Annotated in this window: 27 protein-coding genes; 17 read left to right on the forward strand and 10 right to left on the reverse strand. The window is 62.6% G+C overall.

Annotation, left to right across the window (positions count from 1 at the left end; all coding sequences use genetic code 11):
* The first annotated feature begins 90 nt into the window (after positions 1-90).
* Positions 91-1,383: an adenylosuccinate synthase gene (locus tag ACMA5I_RS10995; RefSeq protein ID WP_525886317.1), complete on the forward strand. Its 1,293-nt coding sequence runs from the start codon at positions 91-93 to the stop codon at positions 1,381-1,383.
* Here ACMA5I_RS10995 and ACMA5I_RS11000 read toward each other — a convergent pair.
* Complete coding sequence (locus ACMA5I_RS11000) at positions 1,380-2,192, reverse strand: capsular polysaccharide synthesis protein (RefSeq protein WP_525886318.1); 813 nt, start codon at positions 2,190-2,192, stop codon at positions 1,380-1,382. The two genes, ACMA5I_RS10995 and ACMA5I_RS11000, sit on opposite strands and share 4 nt — an antisense overlap.
* 132 nt (positions 2,193-2,324) lie before the next feature.
* On the opposite strand from ACMA5I_RS11000, the gene ACMA5I_RS11005 reads away from it, so the two are divergent.
* Genes ACMA5I_RS11005 through ACMA5I_RS11015 form a run of 3 tightly spaced genes read left to right on the forward strand, consistent with a single transcriptional unit; the run spans position 2,325 to position 3,655 of the window.
* Positions 2,325-2,546 carry a DUF2842 domain-containing protein gene (locus ACMA5I_RS11005; protein ID WP_525886319.1) on the forward strand — a complete coding sequence of 74 codons (222 nt, stop codon included), beginning with the start codon at positions 2,325-2,327 and terminating at the stop codon, positions 2,544-2,546.
* Positions 2,543-2,992, forward strand: coding sequence for a CreA family protein (locus ACMA5I_RS11010; protein ID WP_525886320.1), 450 nt, complete (start codon positions 2,543-2,545; stop codon positions 2,990-2,992). Before ACMA5I_RS11005 ends, ACMA5I_RS11010 begins: the two co-directional genes overlap by 4 nt.
* Positions 2,993-3,655, forward strand: coding sequence for a thiamine diphosphokinase (locus ACMA5I_RS11015; protein WP_525886321.1), 663 nt, complete (start codon positions 2,993-2,995; stop codon positions 3,653-3,655).
* Here the strand turns inward: ACMA5I_RS11015 and ACMA5I_RS11020 are convergent, their stop codons facing one another.
* The gene (locus ACMA5I_RS11020) at positions 3,656-5,038 is read right to left on the reverse strand and encodes an L-serine ammonia-lyase (RefSeq protein ID WP_525886322.1); all 1,383 of its coding nucleotides are present in this window, start codon (positions 5,036-5,038) and stop codon (positions 3,656-3,658) included.
* A 112-nt stretch (positions 5,039-5,150) separates the two neighbouring features.
* Between ACMA5I_RS11020 and rpiA the strand changes: the two genes are divergently transcribed.
* The 5 genes from rpiA to ACMA5I_RS11045 are packed head-to-tail and all read left to right on the forward strand — an operon-like array spanning position 5,151 to position 11,185.
* Positions 5,151-5,927: a ribose-5-phosphate isomerase RpiA gene (gene rpiA, locus ACMA5I_RS11025; protein ID WP_525886323.1), complete on the forward strand. Its 777-nt coding sequence runs from the start codon at positions 5,151-5,153 to the stop codon at positions 5,925-5,927.
* Position 5,928: 1 nt separating this feature from the next.
* Positions 5,929-7,275, forward strand: a complete 1,347-nt coding sequence (gor, locus tag ACMA5I_RS11030; RefSeq protein ID WP_525886324.1) for a glutathione-disulfide reductase — start codon at positions 5,929-5,931, stop codon at positions 7,273-7,275.
* Between the two features lie 60 nt (positions 7,276-7,335).
* Positions 7,336-8,529 (forward strand): FtsH protease activity modulator HflK, encoded by a 1,194-nt coding sequence (gene hflK, locus ACMA5I_RS11035; protein WP_525886325.1) that lies wholly within the window; start codon positions 7,336-7,338, stop codon positions 8,527-8,529.
* Positions 8,529-9,665 carry a protease modulator HflC gene (hflC, locus tag ACMA5I_RS11040; RefSeq protein WP_525886326.1) on the forward strand — a complete coding sequence of 379 codons (1,137 nt, stop codon included), beginning with the start codon at positions 8,529-8,531 and terminating at the stop codon, positions 9,663-9,665. Before hflK ends, hflC begins: the two co-directional genes overlap by 1 nt.
* Complete coding sequence (locus ACMA5I_RS11045) at positions 9,662-11,185, forward strand: DegQ family serine endoprotease (protein ID WP_525886327.1); 1,524 nt, start codon at positions 9,662-9,664, stop codon at positions 11,183-11,185. Before hflC ends, ACMA5I_RS11045 begins: the two co-directional genes overlap by 4 nt.
* A gap of 80 nt (positions 11,186-11,265) precedes the next feature.
* Here ACMA5I_RS11045 and ACMA5I_RS11050 read toward each other — a convergent pair whose 3' ends face one another.
* Positions 11,266-12,162 (reverse strand): calcium-binding protein, encoded by an 897-nt coding sequence (locus tag ACMA5I_RS11050; RefSeq protein ID WP_525886328.1) that lies wholly within the window; start codon positions 12,160-12,162, stop codon positions 11,266-11,268.
* Between the two features lie 249 nt (positions 12,163-12,411).
* Here ACMA5I_RS11050 and ACMA5I_RS11055 point away from each other — a divergent pair, with 249 nt between their 5' ends.
* Both ACMA5I_RS11055 and ACMA5I_RS11060 read left to right on the forward strand, forming a co-directional pair.
* Positions 12,412-12,735, forward strand: coding sequence for a 2Fe-2S iron-sulfur cluster-binding protein (locus ACMA5I_RS11055; RefSeq protein WP_525886329.1), 324 nt, complete (start codon positions 12,412-12,414; stop codon positions 12,733-12,735).
* Between the two features lie 161 nt (positions 12,736-12,896).
* Positions 12,897-14,255, forward strand: coding sequence for an MATE family efflux transporter (locus tag ACMA5I_RS11060; RefSeq protein ID WP_525886330.1), 1,359 nt, complete (start codon positions 12,897-12,899; stop codon positions 14,253-14,255).
* Between the two features lies 1 nt (position 14,256).
* Here ACMA5I_RS11060 and ACMA5I_RS11065 read toward each other — a convergent pair whose 3' ends face one another.
* Positions 14,257-14,988 (reverse strand): hypothetical protein, encoded by a 732-nt coding sequence (locus ACMA5I_RS11065; RefSeq protein WP_525886331.1) that lies wholly within the window; start codon positions 14,986-14,988, stop codon positions 14,257-14,259.
* A complete protein-coding gene (gene purD, locus ACMA5I_RS11070; RefSeq protein ID WP_525886332.1) occupies positions 14,988-16,241 on the reverse strand; it encodes a phosphoribosylamine--glycine ligase in 1,254 nt (417 codons plus the stop codon). The genes ACMA5I_RS11065 and purD overlap by 1 nt, the downstream gene beginning before the upstream one ends.
* A gap of 217 nt (positions 16,242-16,458) precedes the next feature.
* Between purD and xseA the strand changes: the two genes are divergently transcribed.
* The gene (gene xseA / locus ACMA5I_RS11075) at positions 16,459-18,126 is read left to right on the forward strand and encodes an exodeoxyribonuclease VII large subunit (protein ID WP_525886333.1); all 1,668 of its coding nucleotides are present in this window, start codon (positions 16,459-16,461) and stop codon (positions 18,124-18,126) included.
* Between the two features lie 100 nt (positions 18,127-18,226).
* Positions 18,227-19,417, forward strand: coding sequence for a Na+/H+ antiporter NhaA (gene nhaA, locus ACMA5I_RS11080; RefSeq protein WP_525886334.1), 1,191 nt, complete (start codon positions 18,227-18,229; stop codon positions 19,415-19,417).
* A 31-nt stretch (positions 19,418-19,448) separates the two neighbouring features.
* On the opposite strand, the gene ACMA5I_RS11085 is transcribed toward nhaA, so the two are convergent.
* Positions 19,449-21,506, reverse strand: a complete 2,058-nt coding sequence (locus ACMA5I_RS11085; protein ID WP_525886335.1) for a thioredoxin domain-containing protein — start codon at positions 21,504-21,506, stop codon at positions 19,449-19,451.
* On the reverse strand, positions 21,503-21,931 hold the full coding sequence (locus ACMA5I_RS11090; RefSeq protein WP_525886336.1) for a hypothetical protein: 429 nt from the start codon (positions 21,929-21,931) through the stop codon (positions 21,503-21,505). Before ACMA5I_RS11090 ends, ACMA5I_RS11085 begins: the two co-directional genes overlap by 4 nt.
* A gap of 108 nt (positions 21,932-22,039) precedes the next feature.
* Here ACMA5I_RS11090 and ftsY point away from each other — a divergent pair, with 108 nt between their 5' ends.
* The 4 genes from ftsY to ACMA5I_RS11110 are packed head-to-tail and all read left to right on the forward strand — an operon-like array spanning position 22,040 to position 25,239.
* Positions 22,040-23,323 (forward strand): signal recognition particle-docking protein FtsY, encoded by a 1,284-nt coding sequence (gene ftsY, locus ACMA5I_RS11095; protein ID WP_525886337.1) that lies wholly within the window; start codon positions 22,040-22,042, stop codon positions 23,321-23,323.
* Complete coding sequence (locus ACMA5I_RS11100; RefSeq protein ID WP_525886338.1) at positions 23,320-23,715, forward strand: GNAT family N-acetyltransferase; 396 nt, start codon at positions 23,320-23,322, stop codon at positions 23,713-23,715. The genes ftsY and ACMA5I_RS11100 overlap by 4 nt, the downstream gene beginning before the upstream one ends.
* Positions 23,715-24,617 (forward strand): EamA family transporter, encoded by a 903-nt coding sequence (locus tag ACMA5I_RS11105; protein ID WP_525886339.1) that lies wholly within the window; start codon positions 23,715-23,717, stop codon positions 24,615-24,617. The genes ACMA5I_RS11100 and ACMA5I_RS11105 overlap by 1 nt, the downstream gene beginning before the upstream one ends.
* 22 nt (positions 24,618-24,639) lie before the next feature.
* Positions 24,640-25,239, forward strand: a complete 600-nt coding sequence (locus tag ACMA5I_RS11110; protein WP_525886340.1) for an inner membrane-spanning protein YciB — start codon at positions 24,640-24,642, stop codon at positions 25,237-25,239.
* On the opposite strand, the gene ACMA5I_RS11115 is transcribed toward ACMA5I_RS11110, so the two are convergent.
* Genes ACMA5I_RS11115 through ccmC form a run of 3 tightly spaced genes read right to left on the reverse strand, consistent with a single transcriptional unit; the run spans position 25,203 to position 26,613 of the window.
* Positions 25,203-25,736 (reverse strand): DsbE family thiol:disulfide interchange protein, encoded by a 534-nt coding sequence (locus tag ACMA5I_RS11115; protein WP_525886341.1) that lies wholly within the window; start codon positions 25,734-25,736, stop codon positions 25,203-25,205. The two genes, ACMA5I_RS11110 and ACMA5I_RS11115, sit on opposite strands and share 37 nt — an antisense overlap.
* Positions 25,733-25,870, reverse strand: a complete 138-nt coding sequence (locus tag ACMA5I_RS11120) for a heme exporter protein CcmD (protein WP_525886342.1) — start codon at positions 25,868-25,870, stop codon at positions 25,733-25,735. Before ACMA5I_RS11120 ends, ACMA5I_RS11115 begins: the two co-directional genes overlap by 4 nt.
* The gene (gene ccmC, locus ACMA5I_RS11125; RefSeq protein WP_525886343.1) at positions 25,870-26,613 is read right to left on the reverse strand and encodes a heme ABC transporter permease CcmC; all 744 of its coding nucleotides are present in this window, start codon (positions 26,611-26,613) and stop codon (positions 25,870-25,872) included. The genes ACMA5I_RS11120 and ccmC overlap by 1 nt, the downstream gene beginning before the upstream one ends.
* Positions 26,614-26,639: the final 26 nt, after the last annotated feature.

The following is a 26,639-nucleotide window of genomic DNA, read 5'->3' on the forward strand; positions in this document are numbered from 1 at the left end:
GCTTACCTCTCACCCTCAAACGGACGTATCCGCTCTTTCCGCCTCCCGTCATCCGCGCTATAGCAGGACCGCAATCAACGAGGGGATCTCATGGCCAATGTTGTCGTCGTCGGCACCCAGTGGGGTGATGAGGGGAAAGGCAAAATCGTAGACTGGCTCTCGGAGCGCGCCGATGTGATCGTGCGTTTCCAGGGCGGGCATAATGCGGGCCATACGCTCGTCATTGGCGGCGAAGTCTATAAACTCTCGCTTCTGCCCTCGGGGATCGTTCGGGGCGACAAGCTGTCGGTGATCGGCAATGGCGTGGTGCTGGACCCTTGGGCGCTGGTCGCCGAGAAGGAAAAGCTCGAAGCGCAGGGTGTGTCGATCACCCATGACAATCTGCTGATCGCGGAGAACACGCCGCTGATCCTGCCGCTCCATCAGGATCTCGACAAGCTGCGCGAGGAAGCGGCGGGCAAGTCGAAGATCGGCACCACTGGGCGCGGTATTGGCCCTGCTTATGAGGATAAGGTGGGTCGCCGCGTGATCCGTGTCGCGGATCTGGCCGATGAGGAGACGCTGGACAGCCGTCTGGACCGCTTACTGGCGCATCACGATGCGCTGCGCAAAGGTCTTGGCGCGGCACCGGTGAACCGGTCGCAGCTCAAGGAAGCGCTGCTGGAAATCGCGCCGCAGATCCTGCCCCATGCGGCACCCGTCTGGCGTCTGCTTGCTGAAAAACGCAAACAGGGCAAGCGGATGCTCTTTGAGGGCGCACAAGGCGCGCTGCTCGATATCGACTTCGGGACCTATCCCTACGTGACCTCGTCCAACACCGTCGCGGGCGCTGCGGCGACCGGCTCGGGCCTCGGGCCGGGCGCAATTGATTATGTGCTGGGGATCGTGAAGGCTTACACCACTCGTGTCGGCTCCGGTCCGTTTCCGTGTGAGCTTGACGACGAGATCGGCAAACATCTCGCCGATGTGGGCCGCGAGAAGGGCACTGTGACCGGGCGTGACCGCCGTTGCGGCTGGTTCGACTCGGTGCTGGTGCGCCAGACCTGCGTGGTCTCGGGCGTCAAAGGCATTGCGCTGACGAAACTCGACGTGCTGGACGGGCTGAAAGAGCTGAAGATCTGCACGGGCTATGAGCTCGACGGCAAAGTGATGGACTATCTGCCCTCCGCCGCCGAAGAGCAGGCCCGCGTGATCCCGGTTTACGAAACTCTCGACGGCTGGGACGAAAGCACGGCGGGTGCGAGAAGCTGGGCGGATCTGCCGGCCAATGCGATCAAATATGTGCGCCGGATCGAAGAGCTGATCGACTGCCCGGTCGCACTGCTCTCCACCAGCCCGGAGCGGGACGACACGATCCTCGTCACCGATCCGTTCGCCAATTAATTGTGCGGCTCGGGACGTCCAATTGCATCAAGCATATGCCTGACGTCCTCGACATCGAAATCGCTTTTATAAGTCAGCTTCTGAACAGGAGCTGACTTCAGAATTTCTAAATCCTTTTCTGCGGCGGCTTCATGCATTTCCAGAAGCCGCTGCATCCGATGTACCGGGATTGCGCTCAACTTCGCCATTTTCTTCCACTCGGCGCGAAAGCTCGCTGAACTGATGAGAAGATAGTCGACCAGATGATGCATCCAATAATAAATATTATTGCCAGGATTGCCTTTTGCCCAAAAGGCATCTGTCGCCGACGACAATTTTTGAAAAAGTGGTGCATCTGGTTGCGATGCCATAAACCAATTTGCGATTTTCCTGTCCTGCGTTCCATGCGTAAACATGAACGCAGGTGCTTGGGCCATAGGTATCATGAGCCACTCATCCAAAGGGCGCATGCACAAGCAGGTTCCGTCAGCCCAGACACCGCCGCGCTCAACCATCAATTTCAAGCGCAAGAGATCAGCATAATGCGCAGGCTTTATATCGGCGGGCAGGCTGCCTCGCGGCAGAATGCCATCTGCTTCCTTCGCCGTCAGCAAGTGCAACGTCCAATCCGGGTTCTTCCGTCGCCAGCTCTCTACGCAGAACCTGACAATCTCCGGCGCATTCTCAAAACCGCTATCCCAGAACATATAGATGTCCCGAGGGATAGGCTTATGGGCCCTATATGTGTTCTTGGGCGATAAAAAGAGTGCGCGGAGCGGTGTCTTTTTCAGTGCCAGGATTGCAAAAATCAAAAATTGTTTTGGGGTCACAGCCTAGTCCATCGTCACACATCACATGATACAATGTTTATCGTTCGGTCATCAGGCTGTGTAGCCAAAAATTTTTCATTGGGTTAAGTACGGGCGCGCACAAATTATTGACGATGAAGGATAGGGAATCCCATGGCCCTGAGCTACAAAGCCCGCCGCCGTTGGTCGCTGGTCGTTCTGCTGGTCGGCCTGCCGCTTTATATCGTGCTCGCCGTGACGTTGGTGGGCCTTTTGCCGCGCCCCTCGATTTTGCTCGAATTGCTCATATATGTAGCGCTCGGAATGCTTTGGGCGTTTCCGTTAAAGTTCGTTTTTAAAGGGGTCGGGAAAGCCGATCCGGGAGAAGAAGAATGAAAAAACTCTTGGCGATGGCGGCTCTGATGGCGACTCCTGTGGCTGCTGAGGAAATCGGGACGGTCGATACGGTGTTCAAACTGCTGGGCCGCAACCACCAGATCGTAGTCGAAGCGTTTGACGATCCGAAAGTCGAAGGCGTGACCTGCTATATCAGCCGCGCGCGCACGGGCGGGATTTCCGGCTCTCTGGGGCTGGCCGAGGACACCTCGGACGCGTCGATCGAGTGCAGCCAGACGGGCGAGATCCGGTTCAAGGATGAGCTGGAAGATGGCGAGCAGGTGTTCCGCCAGCGCACATCGATCCTGTTCAAGAAGCTGCAAGTGGTGCGTTTCCATGACGAGGCCCGCAATGCGTTGGTCTACTTGAGCTATTCGGACAAACTCATTGAAGGATCTCCGAAAAACTCGATCTCGGCAGTGACGATCCGGCCTTGGGGTGAGTAATTGACGCCGGTTCTGTCCGCGCCCTCCATCACCCTTATGGGGGCGGGCGCGGTGACGCGGGCGGATGCCGAAGACGCGCTGCGTCATGCGCCGGTTCTGGTTTGCGCCGATGGCGGGGCGGACCATGCGGCGCGGTTCGATCTGGTCGCGGATGCGGTGATCGGGGATCTCGATTCCGCTTCCGCCGCTGCGCAAGAGGCCGCGGGCGCGAAGCTGCATCATATCTCCGAGCAGGAAAGCACCGATTTCGAGAAATGCCTGATGGCGACCGAGGCGGAGATCTATCTCGGCGTCGGGTTTCTGGGCGGGCGGCTTGATCACTCGCTGGCGGCGCTCAACGCGATGGTGCGGCGGCGGGAGAAGATCCTGCTGATCGGGGCGGAGGATGTGATGTTTCACGTCCCGCAATCCGTGGCGCTGGATCTGCCGAAGGGGAGCCGCGTGTCGCTCTTCGCCATGGATGAGGTGACGGGGACCGAGTGCGCGGGTCTTTCGTGGGACGTGACCGGACTGACCTTCGCGCCGAATGGCAAGATTGGCACGTCGAACAAGATGGACGGCAGCGCGCTAAGACTCAGTTTCGACAAACCCGGAATGCTGCTCCTATTGCCGCGCGCGGCGCTTGATGAAGCGGTGCGCGCGCTGCGGGCGATGCCGGTCTGATCAGCAGTTTGGCACGTTGACGGCCAGCCCGCCGCGGCTGGTTTCGCGATATTTATCAGACATATCCCGCCCGGTCTGGCGCATGGTCTCGATGCAGACATCGAGGCTGACCAGATGCTCGCCGGTGCCGCGCAGCGCCAGAGACGCGGCCGACACAGCCTTGATCGCGCCAAGCCCGTTGCGCTCGATGCAGGGGACCTGAACCAACCCCTTCACCGGATCGCAGGTCATGCCGAGATGATGCTCCAGCGCGATCTCGGCGGCGTTTTCGACCTGCTCCGGGGTGCCGCCCATGACAGCGCAGAGACCCGCCGCCGCCATCGCGCTGGCGCTGCCGACCTCCGCCTGACAGCCACATTCCGCCCCCGAAATCGAAGCGTTGCGCTTGATCAGCCCGCCAATGGCCGATGCCGTGAGCAGGAATTCGGGGATCTTGCTGCGGCTCGCGCCGGGCATATGACCGAGATAATAATGCAGAACCGCGGGGAGCACACCTGCCGCGCCATTGGTAGGCGAGGTGACGACCTGACCGCCCGCGGCGTTTTCCTCATTCACCGCCATGGCATAGGTCGCGATCCAGTCGTTGACCACATGGGGCGCGGCGAGGTTGCTGCCACGCTCGGCTTGCAGCGCGTCATGGATCGCTTTGGCGCGGCGCTTGACGTTGAGACCGCCGGGCAGAATGCCGTCCGAGGTCAGCCCGCGCTCGACACAATCCTCCATGGCGCCGTGAATTTTCGCGATGCCCTTGTCGATCTCGGGATGGGACATTGTGGCGGCCTCATTGCGGCGGGCGATCTCGGCGATGGAAAGGTTCTTGGCGCGGGTCAGGTCCAGAAGCTGGTCCATCGTGGTGAAGGGATAGGGCACATCGCCGGGCTTTTCATTGCCGTGATCCGCCTCCAGCTCCTTCTCGGTCAGCACGAAGCCGCCGCCGACGGAATAATACACCTCCCGCGCCGCAAGTTTACCAGCCGCATCATAGGCTTCCAGCACCATCCCATTGGCGTGGCCGGGCAGGGCGGTTTCATAATCGAACACCACATCGGTTTCGGGATCGAAGGCGAGGTCGCCGAACCCCTCGACGGGGATGGTTTTATCCGCCGCGATCCGGGCGAGTTCCTTGTCGGCTTTCTCGCGATCATAGCTTTCGGGATCAAACCCGGCGAGGCCGAGAATGGTGGCCCGGTCCGTCGCATGGCCCTTGCCTGTAAAGGCGAGCGAGCCGTGAAGGATGGCTTTGAGGGAGGCGGGCTGGCCCGCACCCGGCGCGCGCTCGCCCTGCAAGAGATCGAGAAACCGCGCCGCCGCGACCATCGGGCCCATGGTGTGCGAGCTGGACGGGCCGACCCCGATTTTGAAGATCTCGAAAATGCTGAGCATAGCGCCTCCCTTGCCCGATCAGGATGGTGACGAGGGCGTGCTTTGTAAAGCGGTGGCTGGCCACGGGGCGAAGCTTTGTTATAAGTCCACAAAGCCGTAAAGAGGATCAGACATGGCCAACGAACTTTCCGCCGCAGATCGCGCCAAGGATGCCGCCGCCCGCCGGGCGCTTCGCTATGTGGAGGACGGCATGGCGCTCGGCCTCGGGACCGGCTCGACGGCGGCCTATTTCGTCCGCGCGCTCGGCGATATGGTGGCCGAAGGTCTCAACGTCATCGGCGTGCCAACCTCAGAGGCAACCGCGCAACTGGCGGATCAGGAAGGGGTGAAACTCTCCACGCTCGATGAACTCGGGAAGCTGGATTTGACGATTGACGGGGCCGACGAGATCGACCCCCAGCTTCGCCTGATCAAAGGTGCAGGCGCGGCGCTCCTTCGCGAAAAGATCGTCGCCGCCGCGTCGGATCGCATGATTATCATCGCGGATGAGAGCAAGGCAGTGAAACAGCTTGGCGGTCTTTATCCGCTCCCCGTCGAGATCATCCGCTTCGGCGGCGAATCCACCCGCCGCCTGATCGCCGAAGTTGTCGAAAGCTGCGGCATCGCGGACGCGAAAATCGTGCCGCGCAAAGGGCCGGACGGGCTCATTCGCACCGATGAGGGCAACCATATTGTGGACCTGCACCTCGGCGCGATCCCCCAGCCGCAGGCGCTCGCGATGATGCTCAACCAGATCCCCGGCGTGGTCGAAAACGGGCTCTTCATCGAGCTTGCCGATCTCGCCATCATTGGAAATGAGAATGGCGACACTAGGTTGATTGATGTGGATGCCGGAAAGGTCGAGTCCGGGGACGAGACCGAAGGCGGCGGCCTGTTCGAAGGGATTTAAGATGTTTGATTACGATTTGTTTGTCATCGGCGCGGGCTCGGGCGGTGTGCGCGCGGCCCGGATGGCGGCGCAGGAAGGCGCCAAGGTCGCGATTGCCGAGGAATATCGCGCGGGCGGGACTTGCGTGATCCGGGGCTGTGTACCGAAAAAGCTGATGGTTTATGCGTCGCATTTCTCGGACGCCTTCGAGGATGCGCCGGGCTATGGCTGGTCCGTGGGCGAGACCTCTTTCGATTGGGCCAAGATGAAAGCCGCGCGGGATGCGGAAGTGTCGCGGCTCGAAGGGCTTTACCGGAAAAATCTGGATGCGAAGGGTGTGGCGTTTATCGAAGGCCGCGCCGTTTTGGAAGACCCGCACACGGTGCGCGTTGGTGATCAGGGCTATTCCGCGAAACATATCCTCGTCGCGACCGGCGGGTGGCCGGTGCTGCCCGATGTGCCGGGGATCGACCATGCGATCACCTCGAACGGGTTCTTTGAGCTCGAAGAACAGCCGCGCCGGGTCGCCATTGTGGGCGGCGGGTATATTGGTTGCGAGTTTGCCTGCATCCTCAACGGGCTCGGCTCGGAGACCCATGTGATCTACCGGCGCGAGCAGGTGCTGCGCGGTTTCGATCAGGATCTGCGCGACGATGTGGTCGCCGGGATGACTGCGCGCGGCGTGCGTTTCCACACCAATGCCAATGTGAGCGAGATCAGCAAAGGCGACGCGCTCACGGTGACCCTGACCACGGGCGAGCAGCTTGAGGTGGATTGTGTGATTTACGCCACCGGCCGCGCGCCGAACAGCAAGGGGCTGGGGCTCGAAGACTGCGGCGTCACTCTCAAGAATGACGGGGCGATCAAGGTCGATGCGTTCAGCCGCACCTCGGTTCCGTCGATCTATGCCGTGGGCGATGTGACTGACCGCGTGGCCCTCACGCCGGTCGCGATCCGCGAGGCGATGGCCTTTGTCGATACGGTGTTCAAGGGCATCCCGACCGAGATGGATTATGATGATATCCCGACGGCGGTGTTCACGACGCCCGAAATGGGCACGGTCGGCATGACCGAGGATGAGGCGCGCGAGCATGGGGAGGTGGAGATCTACCGCACCCGTTTTCGGCCCATGCCTTATGTTCTTGCGGGCCGCGACGAGCGCATGATGATGAAAATCATCGTCGCCAAGGACAGCCGCAAGGTACTTGGGGTCCATATCCTCGGCCCCGAAGCGGGCGAGATGATCCAGATCGCCGGTATCGCGGTCAAAATGGGCGCGACCAAGGAAGATTTCGACCGCACCTGCGCGGTGCACCCGGTCGCGGCGGAGGAATTGGTCACCATGCGGGAGCCGGTTTCGGACACGTAACCTTGAAGAGACGGCCAAAACGGCCCAAATACGTCTAAGTTCAGCAGTTCAGGAAGAGATATGCCATATAGTGACAAGGGCGGCCCATGGGGCAGCGGCAATGGTTCAAACGGCGGCGGGAACGAGCCGCCCAAGACACCGCCGAAAACACCATGGGGACAGAGCGACCGTCCGCAGCGCCCGCAGCAGGGGCAGAAACCCGGCCAGCAGCAAGGCGAGATCGACATTGATGAGGTGATCCGCCAGGGCCAGGAAAAGCTGAAGGTCATTTTCGGCGGCAAATCCGGCAATGGCGGCGGTGGCAACACCCCCGGCGGCGGCAGAGGGCCGGGCGGCTTCGGCATCGGACTGATTGTGCTCGTGGTGATGGCCGGCGTGTGGCTCTACAATTCTTTCTATTCTGTGAAGCCGGAAGAACAGTCCGTAGAGCTGTTCCTTGGCGAGTTTTCGGAAATCGGCAATTCGGGTTTGAACTTCGCGCCTTGGCCGCTGGTCACGCATGAGGTTCTGCCGGTCACGCGGGAGAACACCGTGGATATCGGCGTCGGCGCACCAGAGTCGAATGACTCGGGGCTGATGCTGACCGGGGACGAGAACATCGTTGATATCGATTTTCAGGTGGTCTGGAACATTTCGGACCCGGCGCAATATCTCTTCAACCTTGCTGAACCCGAAGAAACCATTCGCGCCGTGTCGGAATCGGCGATGCGCGAAGTTGTGGGCCGCTCGCAGCTTGGTCCGATCCTGAACCGCGACCGTGGGATCATTTCGGACGAGGTGCTGAACATCATTCAAACCACCCTCGACACCTATAATTCCGGCGTGCGGATCGTCCGTCTCAACTTCGACAAGGCCGACCCGCCGAGCGAGGTGATCGACGCCTTCCGCGACGTTCAGGCCGCAGAGCAGGAGCGCGATACGCTGGAGAAACGTGCAGACGCCTATGCCAACGAAGTGCTGGCCGGTGCGCGTGGTGACGCCGCGCGGATCTTGCAGGATGCGGAAGCGTATCGTGCGCGTGTGGTCAACGAGGCGACCGGTGAAGCGGCGCGCTTCAACTCGGTTCTCGAAGAATATGCCGAGGCAGAGGTTGTGACCCGCAAGCGTCTTTATCTCGAGACCATGGAACAGGTGCTTGGCCAGAGCCAGAAAGTCATCCTGAACCAACCCGATGGCGGCCAGTCCGTGCTGCCTTATCTGCCGCTGGACCAGCTTCAGCGCAGCAATACCAACACGGATGAGGAGCAGCAGTAATGAATTTCAAACCCGTTATCCCCATTGTCCTGCTCGCCCTGATCATCGGGATCTGGCAGGCCGTGTTTATCGTCGACGAGCGTGAACGTGCGCTGGTGCTTCAGTTCGGTCAGGTGCGTGATGTGAAGGAAGAGCCGGGCCTCGCCTTCAAGGTGCCCTTCATCCAGAACGTCGTGCGCTATGACGACCGGATCCTCTCGCTCGACACCGAGCCGCTGGAGGTCACGCCCCTCGATGATCGCCGTCTTGTGGTCGATGCCTTCGCGCGCTGGCGGATTTCCGATGTGGTGATGTTCCGTCAGGCGGTTTCGAATGGCGGGATCGACGCGGCAGAATCGCGTCTGCGCCGGATCCTGAATGCGAGCCTTCGGGAAATCTTGGGTTCGGTCGACTCGAATGCGGTGCTTTCGGACAACCGCGTTTCGCTGATGAATGACATTCGCGACGAAGCGCGCGGCGATGCGGAATCGCTGGGTGTGGAGCTGATCGACGTGCGGATCAAACGTGCCGATCTGCCGCAACAGAACCTCGCCGCGACCTTTGCGCGGATGCAGGCGGAGCGGGAACGGGAAGCGGCGGATGAACGTGCGCGCGGCCGCGAGGCGGCGCAGAAGGTGCGCGCGGCGGCGGACCGGACCGTGGTGGAACTCGTTTCTGAGGCCAACAAGAAAGCCGAGATCGTGCGCGGTGAAGCGGATGCGGAGCGGAACAGCATCTATGCGGACGCTTATGGCCGGGACGAGGATTTCTTCGCCTTCTACCGCTCGCTCACCGCTTATGAGCGCGCGCTTGGCAATGGGTCCGCCTCGATGGTGATCTCGCCGGACAGCGAATTTTTCGATTACTTCAATGCGCTTACCATTGATGGGGCTGAAATTCAGGATGTTGTGATCACTGAGCGGGTTGAAACTCCCGAGGTCGAACCTGATCTCGAAGTTACGGTAGAAGATATTCGGGACCGTGCGGAAAATCCGGATGCGGAGCTTGGCACCAATGCCGACGAAGCCCCGGCTGAGGACGACACGGATGCCGGCGCCGCGGAGGCTCCTGAGGCCGAGGCGACGACCGAGGCCGCAGAAGAGGCTGATGAGGCACCCGCCGCTGAGACCGAGCAGACTGAGGAGACCCAAGAATGAATACCGTAAAGGCCTATGCTGCCCCGCTGGATCGGACCCGGCAATCGCTCAAGGCATTGTTGATGGCGGGGCTTTGTGCCGGTGCGCTCATCGCGGCACAACCGGCGGAGGCACAGCCCGCAGGCGCCCCGGAGAGTTTCGCGGAGCTTGTGGAAGATATGGGGCCGGCGGTGGTCAACATCGCCACCACCACCACGATTGAAATGACACAAGGCGGCAATGGTGTCGGGCCGATGATCCCCGAGGGTTCGCCCTTCGAGGACATGCTGCGCGACTTCTTCGACCAGATCCCGCAAATGCCCCAGCAATCGCCGCAGCAGCGCCCGCCGCGGTCTTCCAACGCGCTTGGTTCGGGCTTCGTGATTTCGGCGGATGGCTATGTGGTCACGAACAACCACGTGATTGACGGCGCGGACAAGATCGAGGTCGAGTTCCAGTCCGGCAACACGCTTCAGGCCAAGGTGATCGGGACCGACCCGAAAACCGATATCGCGCTTCTGAAGGTCGATGCCGATGAGCCGCTGCCCTTCGCCCGTTTCGGCGACTCGGATGCCGCGCGGGTTGGGGACTGGGTGCTGGCGATCGGCAACCCGCTCGGTCAGGGCTTTTCCGTGAGCCAAGGGATCGTGTCGGCCCGTGGGCGCTCTCTTCAGGGCAATTACGACGACTTCATCCAGACCGATGCCGCGATCAACCGGGGCAACTCGGGCGGCCCGCTCTTCAACATGCAGGGCGAGGTGATCGGTGTGAACACCGCGATCCTGTCGCCGAATGGCGGCTCCATCGGGATCGGCTTCTCGATGTCGTCGAATGTGGTCGAACAGGTGGTCGAGCAGCTTCGCGAATATGGTGAAACCCGCCGCGGCTGGCTTGGCGTTCAGATCCAGAACATCAATGAGGACATGTCCGAAGCGCTTGGTCTTGAAAGCACCAATGGCGCGCTGGTCAGCGATGTGCCGGAAGGGCCCGCGCGGATGGCCGGGATCGAGACGGGTGATGTGATCACCGCGTTTAATGGCGAGGAAGTGGACGATGTGTCCGAACTGATCCGCCTTGTCGGGGAAGCCGAAGTGGGCAGCACCGCCCGCGTGGTGGTGTTTCGCGATGGCCAGACGGAGACGCTCCGTGTTGAGCTGGGCCGTCTTGAAGATGCCTTGGGCGAGACCAATGGCGACGAGCAAGACAACCCCGATCAGCCGGAAACCCCGGAAACTGCGCCGACGATTCTTGGCATGACCCTCGCGCCGCTCAATGCGGAAACACGCGACACCTTCGGCCTGCCGGACGACGCGCAAGGCGTGGTTGTGATGGAGCTTGAGGGATCGAGCGAGGCGTTTGAGAAGGGCCTGCGCGCCGGTGACGTGATCTCGGAAGCCGCCCAGACCAGCATTTCCTCGGTCGAGGATCTGCGCGCGGCGGTGGAGACGGCCCGTGAAGAAGGCAAATCCTCGGTCCTCTTCCTCGTGCGCCGGGAAGGCCAGCCGCGTTTCGTGGCCGTGCCGCTCACCGAAGACGAGTAAGCGTTAGACGAAACAGAAAAGGCGCGGGAGGCAAACCCTTCCGCGCCTTTTTGCTGTCCGCCCTTCGAGTGGGTGGGCGTTCAGAAGAGGAAGAGATCCGCTGTCAGGTCATGGGCGTCGATCCCGTCCAGCGTGACAGTGCCGTCCGCCAGATGGATCATCGCGCCGGTATCGTGATCGGTGATCTCCAATGTGTCGAAACCGTAGGGGCCGCGAATGGCGATGCGGTCGTGATCGAGGTTGAAATCGGTCACGTGATCCTCGCCCCGGTCATTGTCGCGGAAGACGAACACGTCGCGGCCATGCCCGCCGGTCAGCACGTCATCGCCCGCGCCGCCGATGAGCCGGTCCCGGCCCTGACCGCCGCGCAGCGTGTCGTCGCCATAATTGCCGATCAGCACGTCGTGATCCTGAAACCCGCGCAGCAGATCATCACCCGCCAGCCCGATCAGCTTGTCATTGCCGCGATGGCCGAGGACCACATCGTCATTCATTGTCGCCGTCAGATGGTCATTGCCGCCGCGCCCGGCCATATGCGCGCCTTCCAGCGCCACGCCATTGTTGAGCGACACCCGATCCGCGCCCATGCTGCCACGAAAGGCGAGGCCGGTTTCCTGAAGCTGATAGGTGATTTCGGATGGGTCCGGCAGGGTCCAGGCCGCGCCGTTTTTGGTGTCGTCATAGCGCAGCGTGACCTCGATCCCGCTCGTCTGCATCCGCGCCACGAGCGCGCCGCTGTGATCGCGCAGGGTCAGCGTTTCGATATGGACCACCTGCGCCTCGCCAAATTCCGCCGCGCCGAGATTGGCCGGATCCGCCGTCACCGACAGACGGCCCGAGCCGTCCGTGAATCGCGATCCGCTTTCCTGCTCCAGCGTGCCGAAATAGTCGAAATTCATATGCAGCGGCAGGGTCACACCCTTTTGCCCATGCGGCGCCGCCAATGGCACCATCGTCTGAATAATCAATCGACCCATGTGAACACCCACCTATCCTCGGCGGCCCTCACCCAGAGCCGCGCTGTCGAGGGGGAATTTGCGGCAAAACTCATGAAAATTCAAAATAAACCGGGTGAAGTAGTTAATTAAAGCATCCTGCATATTTGAAATTTAGTTGTGAAAAATTGACGCCGCTGCATTTGCCGTTTCCGCCCTTTTCCCCGGAGGCAGAAATGACTAGGTTCTGCCGCGACGAGGATGGCCCGTAGCAAGTAAGGAAGATGAGCGATGGTCAAGATCACCTACATTGAGCATGACGGCAAAGAGCATGTGGTCGATGTGGCCCCGGGTCTCACGGTTATGGAAGGCGCGCGGGACAATGACATTCCGGGCATCGAGGCCGATTGCGGCGGTGCCTGTGCCTGTTCGACCTGCCATGTCTATGTGGACCCGAGCTGGACCGACAAGCTCCCGGCCAAGGACATGATGGAAGAGGACATGCTCGATTTCGCCTATGCGCCGGACCCCGAGACCTCGCGGCTGACCTGTCAGCTCAAGGTCACGGAGGATCTCGACGGGCTGGTCGTGCGGATGCCCGAGAAACAGATCTAAAGCAGACCCGGCAAACAGTTTCGGTTTTTCAGATGGATGCGCCGCCCCTTCGAGGGCGGCGTTCTGCGATCTGCGTCACAGTTCCGGGGGTGGACAGGGCGCTAGGATTTCGGTTATTCGGCACGGATTCCCCCGCGCATGGTTTGGGGATGGAGTTTCGTATGCAACAGGATCCAAGCTGGAAGGGCCATCTGATGGCCACGCTGCGCCTTGCCGTGCCGCTTGTCGGCGCGCAACTGGCGCAGATCGCGATTGGCACGACCGATACGGTGATGGTCGGGCGGCTCGGCGCCTATGATCTGGCCGCCGCCGTGCTCGGCACGCAGTTCTATTTCATCATTTTCATCTTCGGCTCGGGCTTTGCCTATGCCGTGATGCCGATGGCCTCCGGGGCCGCGGCGTCCGATGATGTGGTGTCCGTGCGCCGCTCGGTCCGCATGGGACTTTGGGTCAACATCGCCTTTGCGATCATCACGATTCCGCTGATGTGGTTCTCCGGCGCGCTGCTGATCGCGTTCCGCCAGCAGCCCGACCTCGCCATGCACGCGCAAAGCTATATCCGCATCGCCATGTGGGCGCTCTTGCCCGCGCTGACCGTGATGACACTTCGCTCCTATCTCTCGGCTCTGGAGAGGGCCGGGATGGTGCTGTTCGCCACGCTCGCCGGATTCTTCGCCAATATCCTGCTGAATTACGCGCTGATTTTCGGCAATTTCGGCTTCCCCGCCCTCGGCCTGCGCGGCGCGGCTTTTGCGACCGTCGGCACGAATATCGTGATGGCCGGGGCGCTGCTCATCTATGTGAACCGCGCGGGTTTCCTCAAACGGTTCAACCTCTTTCAACGCTTCTGGCGGGCGGATTGGTCAATGTTCGGCGCGGTGGTCCGGCTCGGCCTGCCGATCAGCGCGACTCTTGTGGCCGAGGTCGGCATGTTCGTCGCCGTCTCACTGATGGTTGGCTGGATCGGGACGGTGGAACTCGCCGCCCACGGGATCGCGCTGCAAATCACCTCGGTCGGCTTCATGATCCCGCTCGGCCTCGCCTCGGTCGCGACCGTTCGCGTCGGCCGCGCCGTTGGCCGGAACGACGCCAAGGGCCTGCGCCGCGCCTCGCTCGTGATCATCTATCTGACCATCGGCGTGACCGTCGCGCTGGCGATCATCCTGACCACCTTCCGCGAAGGGCTGGTCGGGCTGTTCCTCGATCTCGACAACCCGGAATCGCCCGAAATCCTCGCCATCGGTGCGCCGCTCCTGCTGATCGCCGCCGCGTTCCAGCTGGTGGACGGTCTGCAAGCCGTCGGTGCGGGATTGCTCCGCGGGATCAAGGACATGACCGTCACCATGATCATCGCCCTGATCTCCTATTGGGTGATCGGCCTTGGCAGCGCTTACCTGATGGCCTTCGTCTGGGACTACGGCGTCATGGGCATCTGGGCCGGCCTCGCCTTCGGTCTCGCCGGCGCAGCCATTGCGATGACCTGGCGGTATTTCCGGGGGCTTGGGCGGGTGTTGGGTTGATCTATTTGTTCCCGAGAAACATGATCTCGTCGAGCGCGTCTTGATCCTTCACATTGACCTTAAGGCGATGCATGTCAAAGCCATCGCAGCGATCCGTGCGGACGAAGCGTATATCGACGAGATCGAGAACTTTCTGCGGATCGTTAGCAAAATCTTCGTCCACAAAGGTGCCGTAAGGCTCAGCAAGCGCGATCTTTTGTGCCTGCGTGATGGCCGAAGCATTGACGCCTCCCTCGCCATCGAGATGTGGTGCGGGTGAGCCCATTCGCGAGATGGTCGTCAGGGTGACGTTAAACTCCTTTGTGTGCTCTTCGCCACCAGACGTTCTGGCGGCGTAGGGCACACACCAAGGAGGCAGGTAAGAACTTTCGCCAGCAGCCATTTGGTGCCAGTCATTTGGGCCATCTTCTAGATGATAATTATTGCAGGTCGGTGGATTGGTCCAATTAGGATCAGATTCTCCACTAACGCCATCATCGGACGTTCGAACCATACGGTCCTTCGTTTTGAGACACTGCGCTGCGCCGGGAATCCAAAACTCATCCGAATATTGTTCATCGGACGCCATTCCAAGTGCGACAAATTCAGCAATGGCTTCAGGCTGGCGCGCTTTATTCGTCTCGGTCAAATTTCGGTCGATCATGAAGATAAACCCGCCGAGCAACACCGCCATGATACCAAAAATCGCAAGGACGGTGATCAGCAGCAGCTTTGCGAATTTCTTCAGCGTCATCAGAGCGCCCGCCAGCCAATATCGCGGCGGTAAAACCCGTCTTCCCAGTCGATCCCGTCAATCGCGCCGTAAGCGCGGTCGCGGGCGGCGGCGAGGTCGGGGCCGCGGGCGGTGATGTTGAGGACGCGGCCACCGCTGGCGGTGAGTTTGCCGTCCGCCATCGCCGTGCCTGCGTGGAAGATCTGCACCAGCGGGTCATTGCTCTCCGCGCCGGTGATCTCGGTGCCTTTCTGGTAAGCCTCGGGATAGCCCTTCGCGGCCATCACCACCGTCATGGCGTGATCGTCGGCCCATTGCGGGGCCGGGATCTCTTCGCCGCGCGCGGCCGCCAGCAGGAGGTCCAGCATCTGCGCGCCGAGGCGGGCGCAGAGGGCCTGACATTCGGGATCGCCGAAGCGCACATTATATTCCACCAGCCGCGCGCGCCCGTCCTCGATCATCAGACCCGCATAGAGCACGCCCTCAAACGGGGTGCCGCGCCGCGCCATTTCCGCAAGGGTGGGGTGGATGATCTCGTCCATCGCCTGGGTCAGAACCGCGTCGGTCAGCACGGGGGCCGGGGAGTAGGCGCCCATGCCGCCGGTGTTGAGGCCCGTATCGCCTTCGCCGACGCGTTTGTGGTCCTGCGCCGTCCCGACGGGCATGGCCGTCTCGCCATGGCAGAGAACGAAGAGGGAGGCTTCCTCGCCGGTCATGAACTCCTCGATCACGACCTCCGCGCCCGCCGCGCCGAACTGGCCGCCGAACATCTCGGAAATCGCCGTCTCCGCCTCGCCGAGGGTTTCGGGGATGATGACCCCTTTGCCCGCCGCCAAACCGTCCGCCTTGATGACGAGCGGCATCCCTTGCGCGCGGACATAATCCAGCGCGGCGGACTCATTGGTGAAATGCGCATAGCCCGCCGTCGGCGCGCCGCTGGCGTCGCAAATCTCTTTGGTGAAGGCTTTGGAGGCTTCCAGTTTCGCCGCCGCCTTGGACGGGCCGAAGCAAAGCACACCCGCCGCGCGGAGCGCGTCCGCGACACCTGCCGCAAGCGGCGCTTCGGCGCCAATCACAACAAAATCAATGGAATATTCGTCGCAGAGCGCCACCACCGCGTCGGGATCGCAAGGGTCAATCGCCACGCAATCGCCAAGCGCCGCCATGCCGGGATTGCCGGGCGCGGAGATCAGCCGGTCGCATTTCGGGTTCTGCGCCACGGCCCATGCCAGCGCATGTTCACGCCCGCCGCTGCCAAGGATCAAAATATTCATTGCTTTAGTCTCCCCTTAACTCTTGGCCTTGTAAGCAGAAGGGGACGCGGGGGCAATCACTAGAGATGGAGGGCCGCTCGATCGCGCAGCGTTCTGCATCCTTCTTACGTTGCCGCATCGGCTCTTCTCCTAGAGGTGGTGTAAAATGGGGGCCTCGCTCCCGCGTCAACCTTCCCCTATCGCTTGATCCTGCGGCCCGGACGGGGCAACAAGGGGCATGGACCTTTTCGACGATGATGACAACGCGGGCGGCAATGCGCCGGAATTTTCGGTCTCCGAACTGTCGGGGGCGATCAAGCGCACCATCGAGGGCGCGTTCGGCCATGTGCGCGTGCGCGGTGAAGTGGGGCGCGTCTCGCGGCCCCGCTCCGGGCATCTCTATCTCGACCTGAAGGACGACCGTTCGGTCATCGCCGCCGTCTGCTGGAAGGGCGTCGCGGCGCGGCTCGCGACCCTGCCCGAAGAGGGGATGGAGGTGATCGCGACCGGGCGGCTCACCACCTATGGCGGGCAGTCGAAATATCAGCTGGTGATCGACGATATTGCCCCGGCCGGGGCGGGCGCGCTGATGGCGATGCTGGAGGCGCGCAAAAAGGCGCTGGCCGCCGAGGGGCTGTTTGACGAGAGCCGCAAGAAGCCGATTCCGTGGCTGCCGGAGATCATCGGCGTTGTGACCTCGCCCTCCGGGGCCGTGATCCGCGACATTCTCCACCGCCTGCGCGAGCGTTTTCCGCGCAAGGTGCTGGTCTGGCCCGTCGCCGTGCAGGGGCAGGCCTCCGCGCCGGAGGTCGCCCGCGCGATTCAGGGCTTTAACGCGCTCACACCCGGCGGCGCGCTGCCCCGGCCCGATCTGCTGATCGTGGCCCGTGGGGGCGGGTCGGTCGAGGATTTGTGGGGGTTCAACGAGGAAGCCGTGGTCCGCGCGGCGGCGGCGAGTGAGATCCCGCTGATTTCCGCCGTGGGCCATGAGACGGATACAACGCTGATTGATTTCGTCTCCGACCGCCGCGCGCCGACGCCAACCGCTGCGGCGGAAATGGCGGTGCCGGTGCGGGCTGAACTGATGGCTTGGCTCGGCGATCAGGAGGCGCGAAGGCTGCGCGCGATGGAAGCGCGGCTCTCGCGAGCGCGCGAGCGGTTGACCGATCTGCGGCGCGGCTTGCCCCGGCCCGAAGCGCTCACCGCCGAGGCCAGCCAGAAGCTTGATTATCTCGGGGACAAACTGCCGCGTCTCTTGGCGGGTTCGGTGCAGACGCGCCGGACGAAGCTCGCCGAGGTGAATTTCGGGCGGCATCTTCTGGGCGAGAATCTATCGCAGAAATCTCATCAATTCAGGCAATTGTCCCGCGATCTTGAAGCGGAAAGTCACCGCGCGATCCGCCAGAGGCGCCGCGATCTGGACGCGCTTACGCGGCGCTTGGCGACGCAATCCTCGCCAGAGCGACAGACCGAGCGGGCAGCGCAGCGGCGTGACCGGCTCATGCAGATCGGCGCGCGGCTCGATCATGCGGGGGCGCGGCCTGCGCGTTTTGCGGCGGACGCGCTGCGCGGGCTGACCCGGCGCCTTGACGCACAAGCCGCGCCGGAGCGGACCGAGGCAAGAAAAGAGCGTCTGACCCAGATGGGCCTGCGGCTCGATCAGGCCGGGCAGCGCCGTCACCGCGCGGCGCAGGATGCGCTTGCGGCGCTCTCCCGTGTCCATGCGAGCCTTGGGTATGAGGCGACGCTGGAGCGCGGCTATGCGATTATTCGGGACGCGGAGGGCGCGCTGATTGCCGACAAAGCGAGCGCCGAGACGCGCCGCCCTGCCGAGATCGAGTTCCGCGATGGCCGCGTTGCTCTTACGCCTGGAGCGGAGCCGGACGGGCAGGGCCGTCTTTTCTGACCCAACAAAACTGTTATCGCGATTTCGTGAGAATCGTGACCGGCACCCCTTCCGCACTCGGGTGGAAACCGCCATATAGGCCCCATAAACGGAGGTATTCATGGCGAAAAAGGTTTTTGGTCTGGAGTCCGACGTCGCAGGCGGCGTCGTTCTGGGCATTGCAGCACTGCTCGGAATTCTGGCGAAAAACTTGCCGGTCACCGGCGAGATCTATGACGCGTTTCTGAACTTGCCCACAACGGCGGCGATTGGCGAGATCAAGATCTCCAAACCGCTTCTGCTGTGGATCAATGACGGGCTGATGGCGATCTTCTTCCTCGTTGTTGCCCTTGAAATCAAACGCGAAATCGTGCGCGGCTCGCTATCCACATGGAGCCGGGCGGCACTGCCGGTTTACTCCGCCGTGGGCGGGATGGTCGTCCCGGCGCTGGTCTTTGTCGGCATCGTTGGGATCGAGAGCGCGGAGGCGCGTGGCTGGGCGATCCCGGCGGCGACGGATATTGCCTTTGCCATCGGGGTGTTGAGCCTCTTTGGCGACAAGGTGCCCTCGACCCTCAAAACCTTCCTGCTGGCGCTCGCCGTGGTGGATGACCTTCTGGCGATCCTCGTCATCGCGTTCTTCTACACGGAGGAACTGTCGGTCAACGCGCTGATCCTGAGCGCGGCCCTTACGGCGCTGCTCGTCTTCATGAATATGCGCGCGGTGCGGCGCGAGGCGCTTTACGTCCTCGTCGGTCTCGCCCTCTGGGTCGCGGTGCTGAAATCCGGCGTTCACGCGACCATTGCAGGCGTGATCCTCGGCTTCTGCATCCCGCTCAAAGCTGACGAGGAAGGGTTCTCGCTGGCGCAATCCTGGGAGGACGGGCTGCATGAGTGGTCGTCTTTCGTCATCATGCCGCTCTTTGCCTTCGCCAATGCGGGCGTTCCGATTGTCGGCCTGACGATGGAGGATTTCCTCCAGCCGATCACCATCGCCATTGCGGCGGGTCTCTTCATTGGCAAGCAAATCGGCGTCTTCGGCACGGCCTTCGCGGTCACGCGGCTCAAACTGGCCTATCTGCCGGATGGGGTGGGGCTGAAGAAACTCTACGGCGTCTCGATGCTCGCCGGGATCGGCTTCACCATGTCGCTCTTCATCGGCTCGCTGGCCTTCACGGACCCCGAGCAACTCAACGGGGTGCGGATCGGCGTGCTGGTCGGCTCGCTGCTCTCCGGGCTCGTCGGGGCGTTCTTCCTGATGATCGCGAAGGACCCCGAAGAGGTCAAATGGAGCGAGAATTACACGAGCTAAGGAAACGGGGCGGCCATCGAGCCGCCCTTTTTCATGCGCTGAAGGGGAAGGCGCGCGGCGGCAGGCATTCGCGCTCGGTGCAGGGCTGCACGACGATTTCCCTGGCGCGCGGCAGGATGGCTTTGCCCTCGAACGGGCCGAGGCGCTGGCCGTCGAGATAGAGTCCACCTTCCTGAATATGCCAGCCTTTTTCGAGATCGAGCGTGATCTTGTCGTGATGCTGATGCAGCGTGATGCCGCCATAGCGCCGGATCGGGCCGGTCTCGCCCTCCGCCAGAATCCGCGCGGCGCGCAGGCCGACGAGGCGGGTGATCGGCATCTCCGCCATGGGGCGGGAGAGGGCGGCGGCGAGCGCCTCGGCGCGGGCGCGGCGGGCCGGGTTCGGGCGGATGAGATCGAGCCGGGCGAGCAGTTCCAGCGCGGAGGATTCGCCTGCGGGGGTCGCGCCGTCCTCGATCTCGAAGACGGGGCCGAGCGGGCCATCCTCTTCGGTTAGTTTCAGGCGATCCCCGGCAGCGAAGCGGGCGAGAATCTCATCGGCCAGCCGCTCCGCATCATCGTCTCGGCCAAGGGCGAGGGCGGAGAGGCCAAGCCAAGCATAATCGGTGAGATTGGCCGCTTCGGCGACACGGGTGCCAAGGGCGATCCGGCGCAGCCCTTGCGGCCCGTCGAGCCGGTCCATCACCGCGCCATAGGCTTTCGCGGCGGCCTGCACCCAATCGGCGCGCTCAAAGAGCCGCCCGGCCTCGGCCATGGCGCGGATCATCAGCCCATTCCAACCCGCGATGATCTTCTCGTCGCGCAGCGGGCGCGGGCGGTCGTCGCGCCAGACGAGGAGCCGGTCCAGTTCCACCTCGACCGCTTCGGGGATCGTGCCCTGCGCCATATGCGGCACGGGACCGGCCTCCAGCGTCGGCGGCAGATCGAGGCCGAGCGCCTTGATCGTCTCACTCTCGACCAACCAGTCCACATCCTCGGCAGCGATGCAGTAGAACGCGCCTTCCTCCAGCTTGCCTGCCGGGTTGAGACTGTCCGCATCCTCGGCGGCATAGAAAAATCCTTCGGGCGCGGTGAGTTCGCGCTGCACATAAGCGATACAGCGGGCGAGGGCGCGGAGAGTGTCGCTTTTCGGGTCAAGCTGATAGGCGGCACTATAGCAATCCACCAAAAGCGCCTGATTGTAGAGCATTTTCTCGAAATGCGGCGTGCGCCAATTCACATCGACCGCATAGCGGTGGAACCCGCCGCCAAGCTGGTCATGGATGCCGCCCTGATTGATCGCATCGAGGGTTTTGAGCGCCATCTCGCGGGCCTCTGCATCCCCGGTGCGGCTCGCATGGTCGATGAGAAAGGCCAGATTGCCCTCATGGGGAAACTGCGTGCCGGAGGAAAACCCGCCATGCTCGGCGTTGAATTGCTGGGCCAGCTGCGCCATGGCGCGGGCCGGGGCCTCGTCGAGCGGCACGGCGTCATGCGCCCGCGTCATGCCATTCGCGACGGCCTGCGCGAGATCCGCGCCGAATTGCTCCATCTCCGCCCGTTTCCCGCCAAGCCAGCCTTGGGCAATCGCGCCGCAAAGCTGCATGAATTGCGGTTTCGGGAAATAGGTGCCGGTGTGGAAGGGGCGGCCATCGGGCAGGGCCCAAACCGAGTTCGGCCAACCCGCATGGCGATGCTGGATCGAGGTCGCCATGATATAAATCTGGTCGATATCGGGCCGCGCCTCGCGGTCGAGCTTGACCGGCACGAAATAGCGGTTTATGAGCCCGGCGACCTCCTCGTCGTCGAAACTCTCCTCCTCCATTACATGGCACCAGTGGCAGGTCGCATACCCGGCGGAGATGAAAAGCGGGACACCGCGCCGCGCGGCTTCGTCCTTGGCCGTGTCTCCCCATGGCCACCAATCGACCGGGTTGTGCGCGTGCTGTAAAAGATAGGGCGAGGCGGCTTCGATCAGCCGGTTCACATAACGCGGCTTGCCGTTGTCTTTATGCCGCGTGCGCGGCTCATGCCCGGCAACCCCGGCAATGGCGGCGCGCAGTCTCTCTTCCAGTTCGGGATCGCGCTCACTGCCCGGCGGGGTGGTCATGCGCCCTGCATCACCGTGCAGCCATAGGGGAGCGGCCCGATGCGGGTGACCGATTGCACCTTCTCGCCCGGTTCCGCCTCATCATCGATCACGTAAATCTCGTCCTCATAGCGAACATGGCGGAAGCAACTCGGCTCGCCGCGCTCCCAGGAAAAGCAGTAGAGCCCTTCCCAATCCGTCCAGCTCCCATTCATGCAAAACGACCCGCTGAGATGGATGCGCACGCTGTCATCCTCCTCGTAATACTCATTGGCGAAAAACTCGCCCTCGGAGTCGTAATAGGTGACGACATTTCCTTCGGTGAGTTCGCGCCATTCTTCGGGCGGAATATCGGTAGCGTTGGCGATGATCTCATCCTCGCTGGGCCGTTCCTGAGCGAAAGCGGGCAGCGAGAGGGCGATCAAGAGCGAGAGCAACAGGCGCATGAACGGGTCTCCTTCCTATTCAGCCTAGCCGATGTGTTCCGCCTCCGCCAGTGGCCCTTTCCAAATGCCGCGCGGCGCATTAGTTGGGAGGTAACCAAGGAGGCGCGCATGTCTTTTTTCAGCAAAATGAAGGACCGGCTGTTCAAATCCTCGTCCAAACTCGGCGATGGTCTCGATGCCATCGTAGCCGAGGGCGAGGAGGAGGATCAGGCTGCGCAAAAGCCCGCCGACGCGCCGTTTGAGGCGGAGCAGCCCGCGCGCCCCGAGGACCCCGATGTCGATCAGGTGCCTTACGCCGAATGCGCCCCGATGGCGGAGACCGATGACGACGAGGCGGAGGCCCGCGCGCCTGTTGAGACGGCGGTGCCACAGGTGGAGGAGGGCGAGCCTGCGCCCGCGCCGACACCGCCGCCGGGTCCGCAGGTCTCTCCGATGCCGCCTGACGCGACGCCGCCGGTCAAGCCAGTAGAGACGCCGGTGCCGGAAGCGCCGAAGGAGGCGCAGGCCAAGCCGGGTATTTTGGGCCGCATGTTTGGCGGAGGGCGCGATGTGCCGCGCCGGACCCTTGACGACGAAATGCTGGAGGAACTTGAAGAACTGCTCATAACCTCCGACATGGGCGTTGAAACTTCGCTCCGTGTGACCGCGAATATGGCAGAGGGCCGCTTGGGTCGCCGTCTCTCGGCGCAGGAGATCAAGCAGCTTCTGGCCGATGAGATTACGCAGATCATCGACCCGGTGGCCAAACCGATGCCGCTCTTTGCCAAGACCCCGCAGGTGGTGCTGGTCGTCGGGGTCAACGGCTCCGGCAAGACCACGACCATTGGCAAGCTGGCGAGTCAGTTCAAGGCGGCGGGCAAATCGGTGGTGATCGCGGCGGGCGACACCTTCCGCGCAGCCGCCGTGGAGCAGCTTCAGGTCTGGGGTGAGCGGGCCGGGGTGCCGGTCCTCACCGCGCCGCAGGGGTCAGACCCGGCGAGCCTTGCCTTTTCGGCGATGGAACGCGCCGAGCGGGATGGCGCGGATCTGCTGATGATCGACACCGCAGGCCGTTTGCAAAACCGCGCGGACCTCATGGCGGAGCTGGAAAAAATCGTCCGGGTGATCCGCAAGAAGGACCCCGATGCGCCGCATAACACGCTCTTGGTGCTGGACGCGACGACCGGGCAGAACGCGGTCAGTCAGGTGGAGATTTTCCAGAAAATCGCGGATGTCTCCGGCCTTGTGATGACCAAGCTGGACGGCACCGCCAAGGGCGGCGTTCTGGTCTCGCTGGCGGATAAATTCGGCCTGCCGATCCACGCGATTGGCGTCGGCGAGGCGATTGACGATCTCGCCCCATTCGACCCCGAAGAATTTGCCGCAGCGCTGACCGGGCTCGATGCTTCATGAGCCGCGACTGGCGCGAGGGCGCGCCGCCTTACGCCTCTGATTACAACGCCTTGCGCAAGATCACCGGTCTCGGCGCGAAGAGCGATGAAGCGGTTAGGCGCGGTCTCAAGGGCGGACTCCACGCGGTGGCCTGCTATGAAAACGGCCAGATCATCGCCATGGGCCGCGTCATCGGGGATGGCGGCTGTTTTGTGCATATCACCGATATCGCCGTCCACCCCGATCACCAGCGGCAGGGTCTTGGCCGCGCTGTGATGGACCGCCTTATGCGCTGGTGCCGGGCGGAATTGCCCGCGAGTTGCTATCTCTCGCTGATCGCCGATCCGGGGGCGGAAAAGCTTTACGAAAGCGTCGGCTTCGTGCGGCGCACCGGAATGGGAATGCGGCTCTGATGGGCGAATGGTTCGTCTCTCTCGCCGGGACGCCAGAGGGCACGCGGCTCGCCATGATCCTTGCGCTCCTGGCGGCGATTTTCCACGCGGCGTTCGGCGCGCTCCAGAAAGGGCGGTTCGATCCGTGGCTGGTACGCGGCGCGATGGATCTGAGCTACGGCGTGATGGCCGCGCCCTTTGCGCTTTTCGTGGTGCCGTGGCCTGAGCCCTATATGTGGAAGGTGTTCGCGGGCGCGATGATTATCCACATCGCTTACAAACTCCTGCAAGCCATGACCTATGATCGCGGCGCCTTCACGGTCGTCTATCCGGTGGTGCGCGGGATGGGGCCGCTGGTCACGGTGTTCATCGCCGGGATCGTCTTTCACGAAAGCTATTTGCCGGTGCAATGGCTGGGCGTGGCGCTGCTCGTTGGCGGGATCTTTGGCCTTGCGGGGCTGAACCTCATGCAGGCCGATGTGAACCGCAAGGCGCTGTTTCACGCGCTGATTTTCGCCTTTTTCACCGGCATCATGGTCGCCGCCTATACCACCTATGACGCGTGGGGGATCCGCCAGCCCGAGGATCCTTTCACCTTCCTTGCGTGGTTTTTCTTTCTCGACGGGGTGACATTCCTGCCCTTCGCATGGCGGCGCTATCGCCAAATCGACAATCCGCCGCCGCTCGTTCCGCTCATCAAACGCGGGATCGCGGGCGGGCTCATCGCTTTCATCTCCTTCGGCGCGGTGATGATGGCGACGCGGCTCGACAAGGTCGGCGAGGCGGCGGTCTTGCGCGAAACATCCGTGGTGTTCGCCGGGCTCATCGGCTGGTATTTCCTGGGGGAGAAAATTGGCACATGGCGCGCGATCCTGCTTTGCGTTATCGCAGGCGGCGCGATCCTTGTGGAATTTGGACGGTAAGCCCGGACGGGCGGGAGAAATTATGCAGGCAATCAGACGGATTCTGACCGAGTTCGGCCCTATCATTCTGTTTTTCGTGGCCTATCGCATGGCCCCGGTGGCGGAGGGTCTCAGCGCCGATCAACTGGAGCTGGAAAAACTGCTCTTTGCGACGAAGCTGTTTATCCCGGCGATTCTGCTGGCGCTTGGTGTCTCATGGGTGGCCGAGCGGCGCTTGCCGCCCGCGGCGCTGCTGACCGCCGTGATCGTGCTGCTCTTCGGCGGTCTCGCCATCGTCCTGCGCGATGCGACTTTCGTGAAGATGAAGCCGACGATCATCTACGCCGCCTTCGCCGCGATCCTCGGCTTCGGGATCATGCGCGGCACCAGCTATCTGCGGCTGTTTCTGAGCGAAGCGCTGGCGATGACCGAAGAGGGCTGGATGATCCTCACCAAACGTTTCGCGTGGTTCTTCCTCGCCATGGCCGTCGCCAATGAACTCGTCTGGCGGCTCATGGGGACCGAGACCTGGGTGACGGTGAAAACCTTCGTCCTGCCGATTGCGATGTTCGTTTTCATCTTCGCGCAGGCCGGGGTGTTCACCCGTTATTCGACCGAGGACACGGACACGTCGGGGAAATAATCCCCAAACGTGCTGTCCCATTGGGCCGGGGTGAGCGGGCCTGCGAAGCGGGCCACCACCGCGCCGTCGCCGTTCAAGAGGAAGGTTTCCGGCACACCGAAGAGGCCCCAGTCAAATGCGCCGCGGCCGCTTTCGTCGATGTAAAGCTCGGTGAAAGGGTTGCCGAGGTCTTTGAGGAAGAGCGCGGCTTTCTGCGGGTTGTCCTTGTAGTTGACGCCATAAATCGGCACGCCCTGCTCCTGAAGCTGCATCAGGATCGGGTGTTCGACACGGCAGGGCCCGCACCAGCTCGCCCAGAAATTCACCAGAAGATAATCGCCCGTGGCAAAGCTTTCCGCCGGGCTGTCGTCGATGGCGGAGACGAAGCGCTCGACCGGCGGCGCCTGGCCTTCGAGCGCGCTGCGCCCTTCGCTCTCGCCGCCCTGAAGGCGCAGATAAGCCCCGACCCCGAGGACGATCAGAATGATGAGCGGAACGAAATAGATAAGCTTTTTCATTTGAAATCCTTGAGATGCCTGCGGATTTTCCGGGCCTTGGCGAAGCTGACGGAGGCGAGCGTAATCAGCGCCAGCGCGGTCGCGCCATAGCCGATGGTGATGTTGAGGGCGTAGCGGCCGAGATCGAGATCCATCAGGCGCGGTCCTCCATGGCGCGCAACCGGCGGGTCAGGATCGCCGTGCGCGTGCGGGTGAGGGTGAGGGCGAGGAAATAGAGAACGAAACCCGCCATGGTGAGAACGAGCGGCAGCCAATAGGCGTTGGCGACATTTTCGCTCCGGTCGAGCGAGAGGGACGAGCCCTGATGCTGACCCTGCTCCCAAAACCAGTTGGCATAGCGCGAGAGGAGCGCAAAGACCGAGCCGATGAGGCACAGTGCGGCGGCGAGATCATCGGCCAGCTCGCTGCTCTCCATCGCGTTCACAAGGGCGAGATAGGAGAGATAGAAGAGAAAGAGGATCAGGAAAGACGTCAGCCGCGGATCGCCCCAGACCCACCACGCGCCCCAGGCAGGCTGTCCCCAAACCGCGCCGGTGAGCAGGGCGAGGAAGGTCATGACCGCGCCAATTGGGGCCGCCGAGCGAGCGATGAGGGCGGAGACATGGTGCCGGCGGATATACCAGATCGCCGAGCCGACGAGCATGACGAGCCAGCAATTGATCGCGATCAGCGCGGTCGGGACATGGACAAAGAGCATTTTCACCCCCGGCCCATGCAGTTCGGCGGGTGGTGTGAACAGCAGCCCCCAGCCGAGGCCGATCACGAGGGCCAGAGTCGCCAGCACCCAAAGCGGGGTCATCAGCCGGTCCGTCAGCGCGAGGAAGCGCGTCGGGTTGGCGAATTGCCAGAGGGAGGGGCGTGGCGTCGAGCTGGGCATGGGCGTCATGTGGACCGAAATGGCGG

It is taken from the genome of Jujubicoccus corallicola, from assembly GCF_047345645.1.
In the GTDB taxonomy this organism is placed as follows: domain Bacteria; phylum Pseudomonadota; class Alphaproteobacteria; order Rhodobacterales; family Rhodobacteraceae; genus JBLEFH01.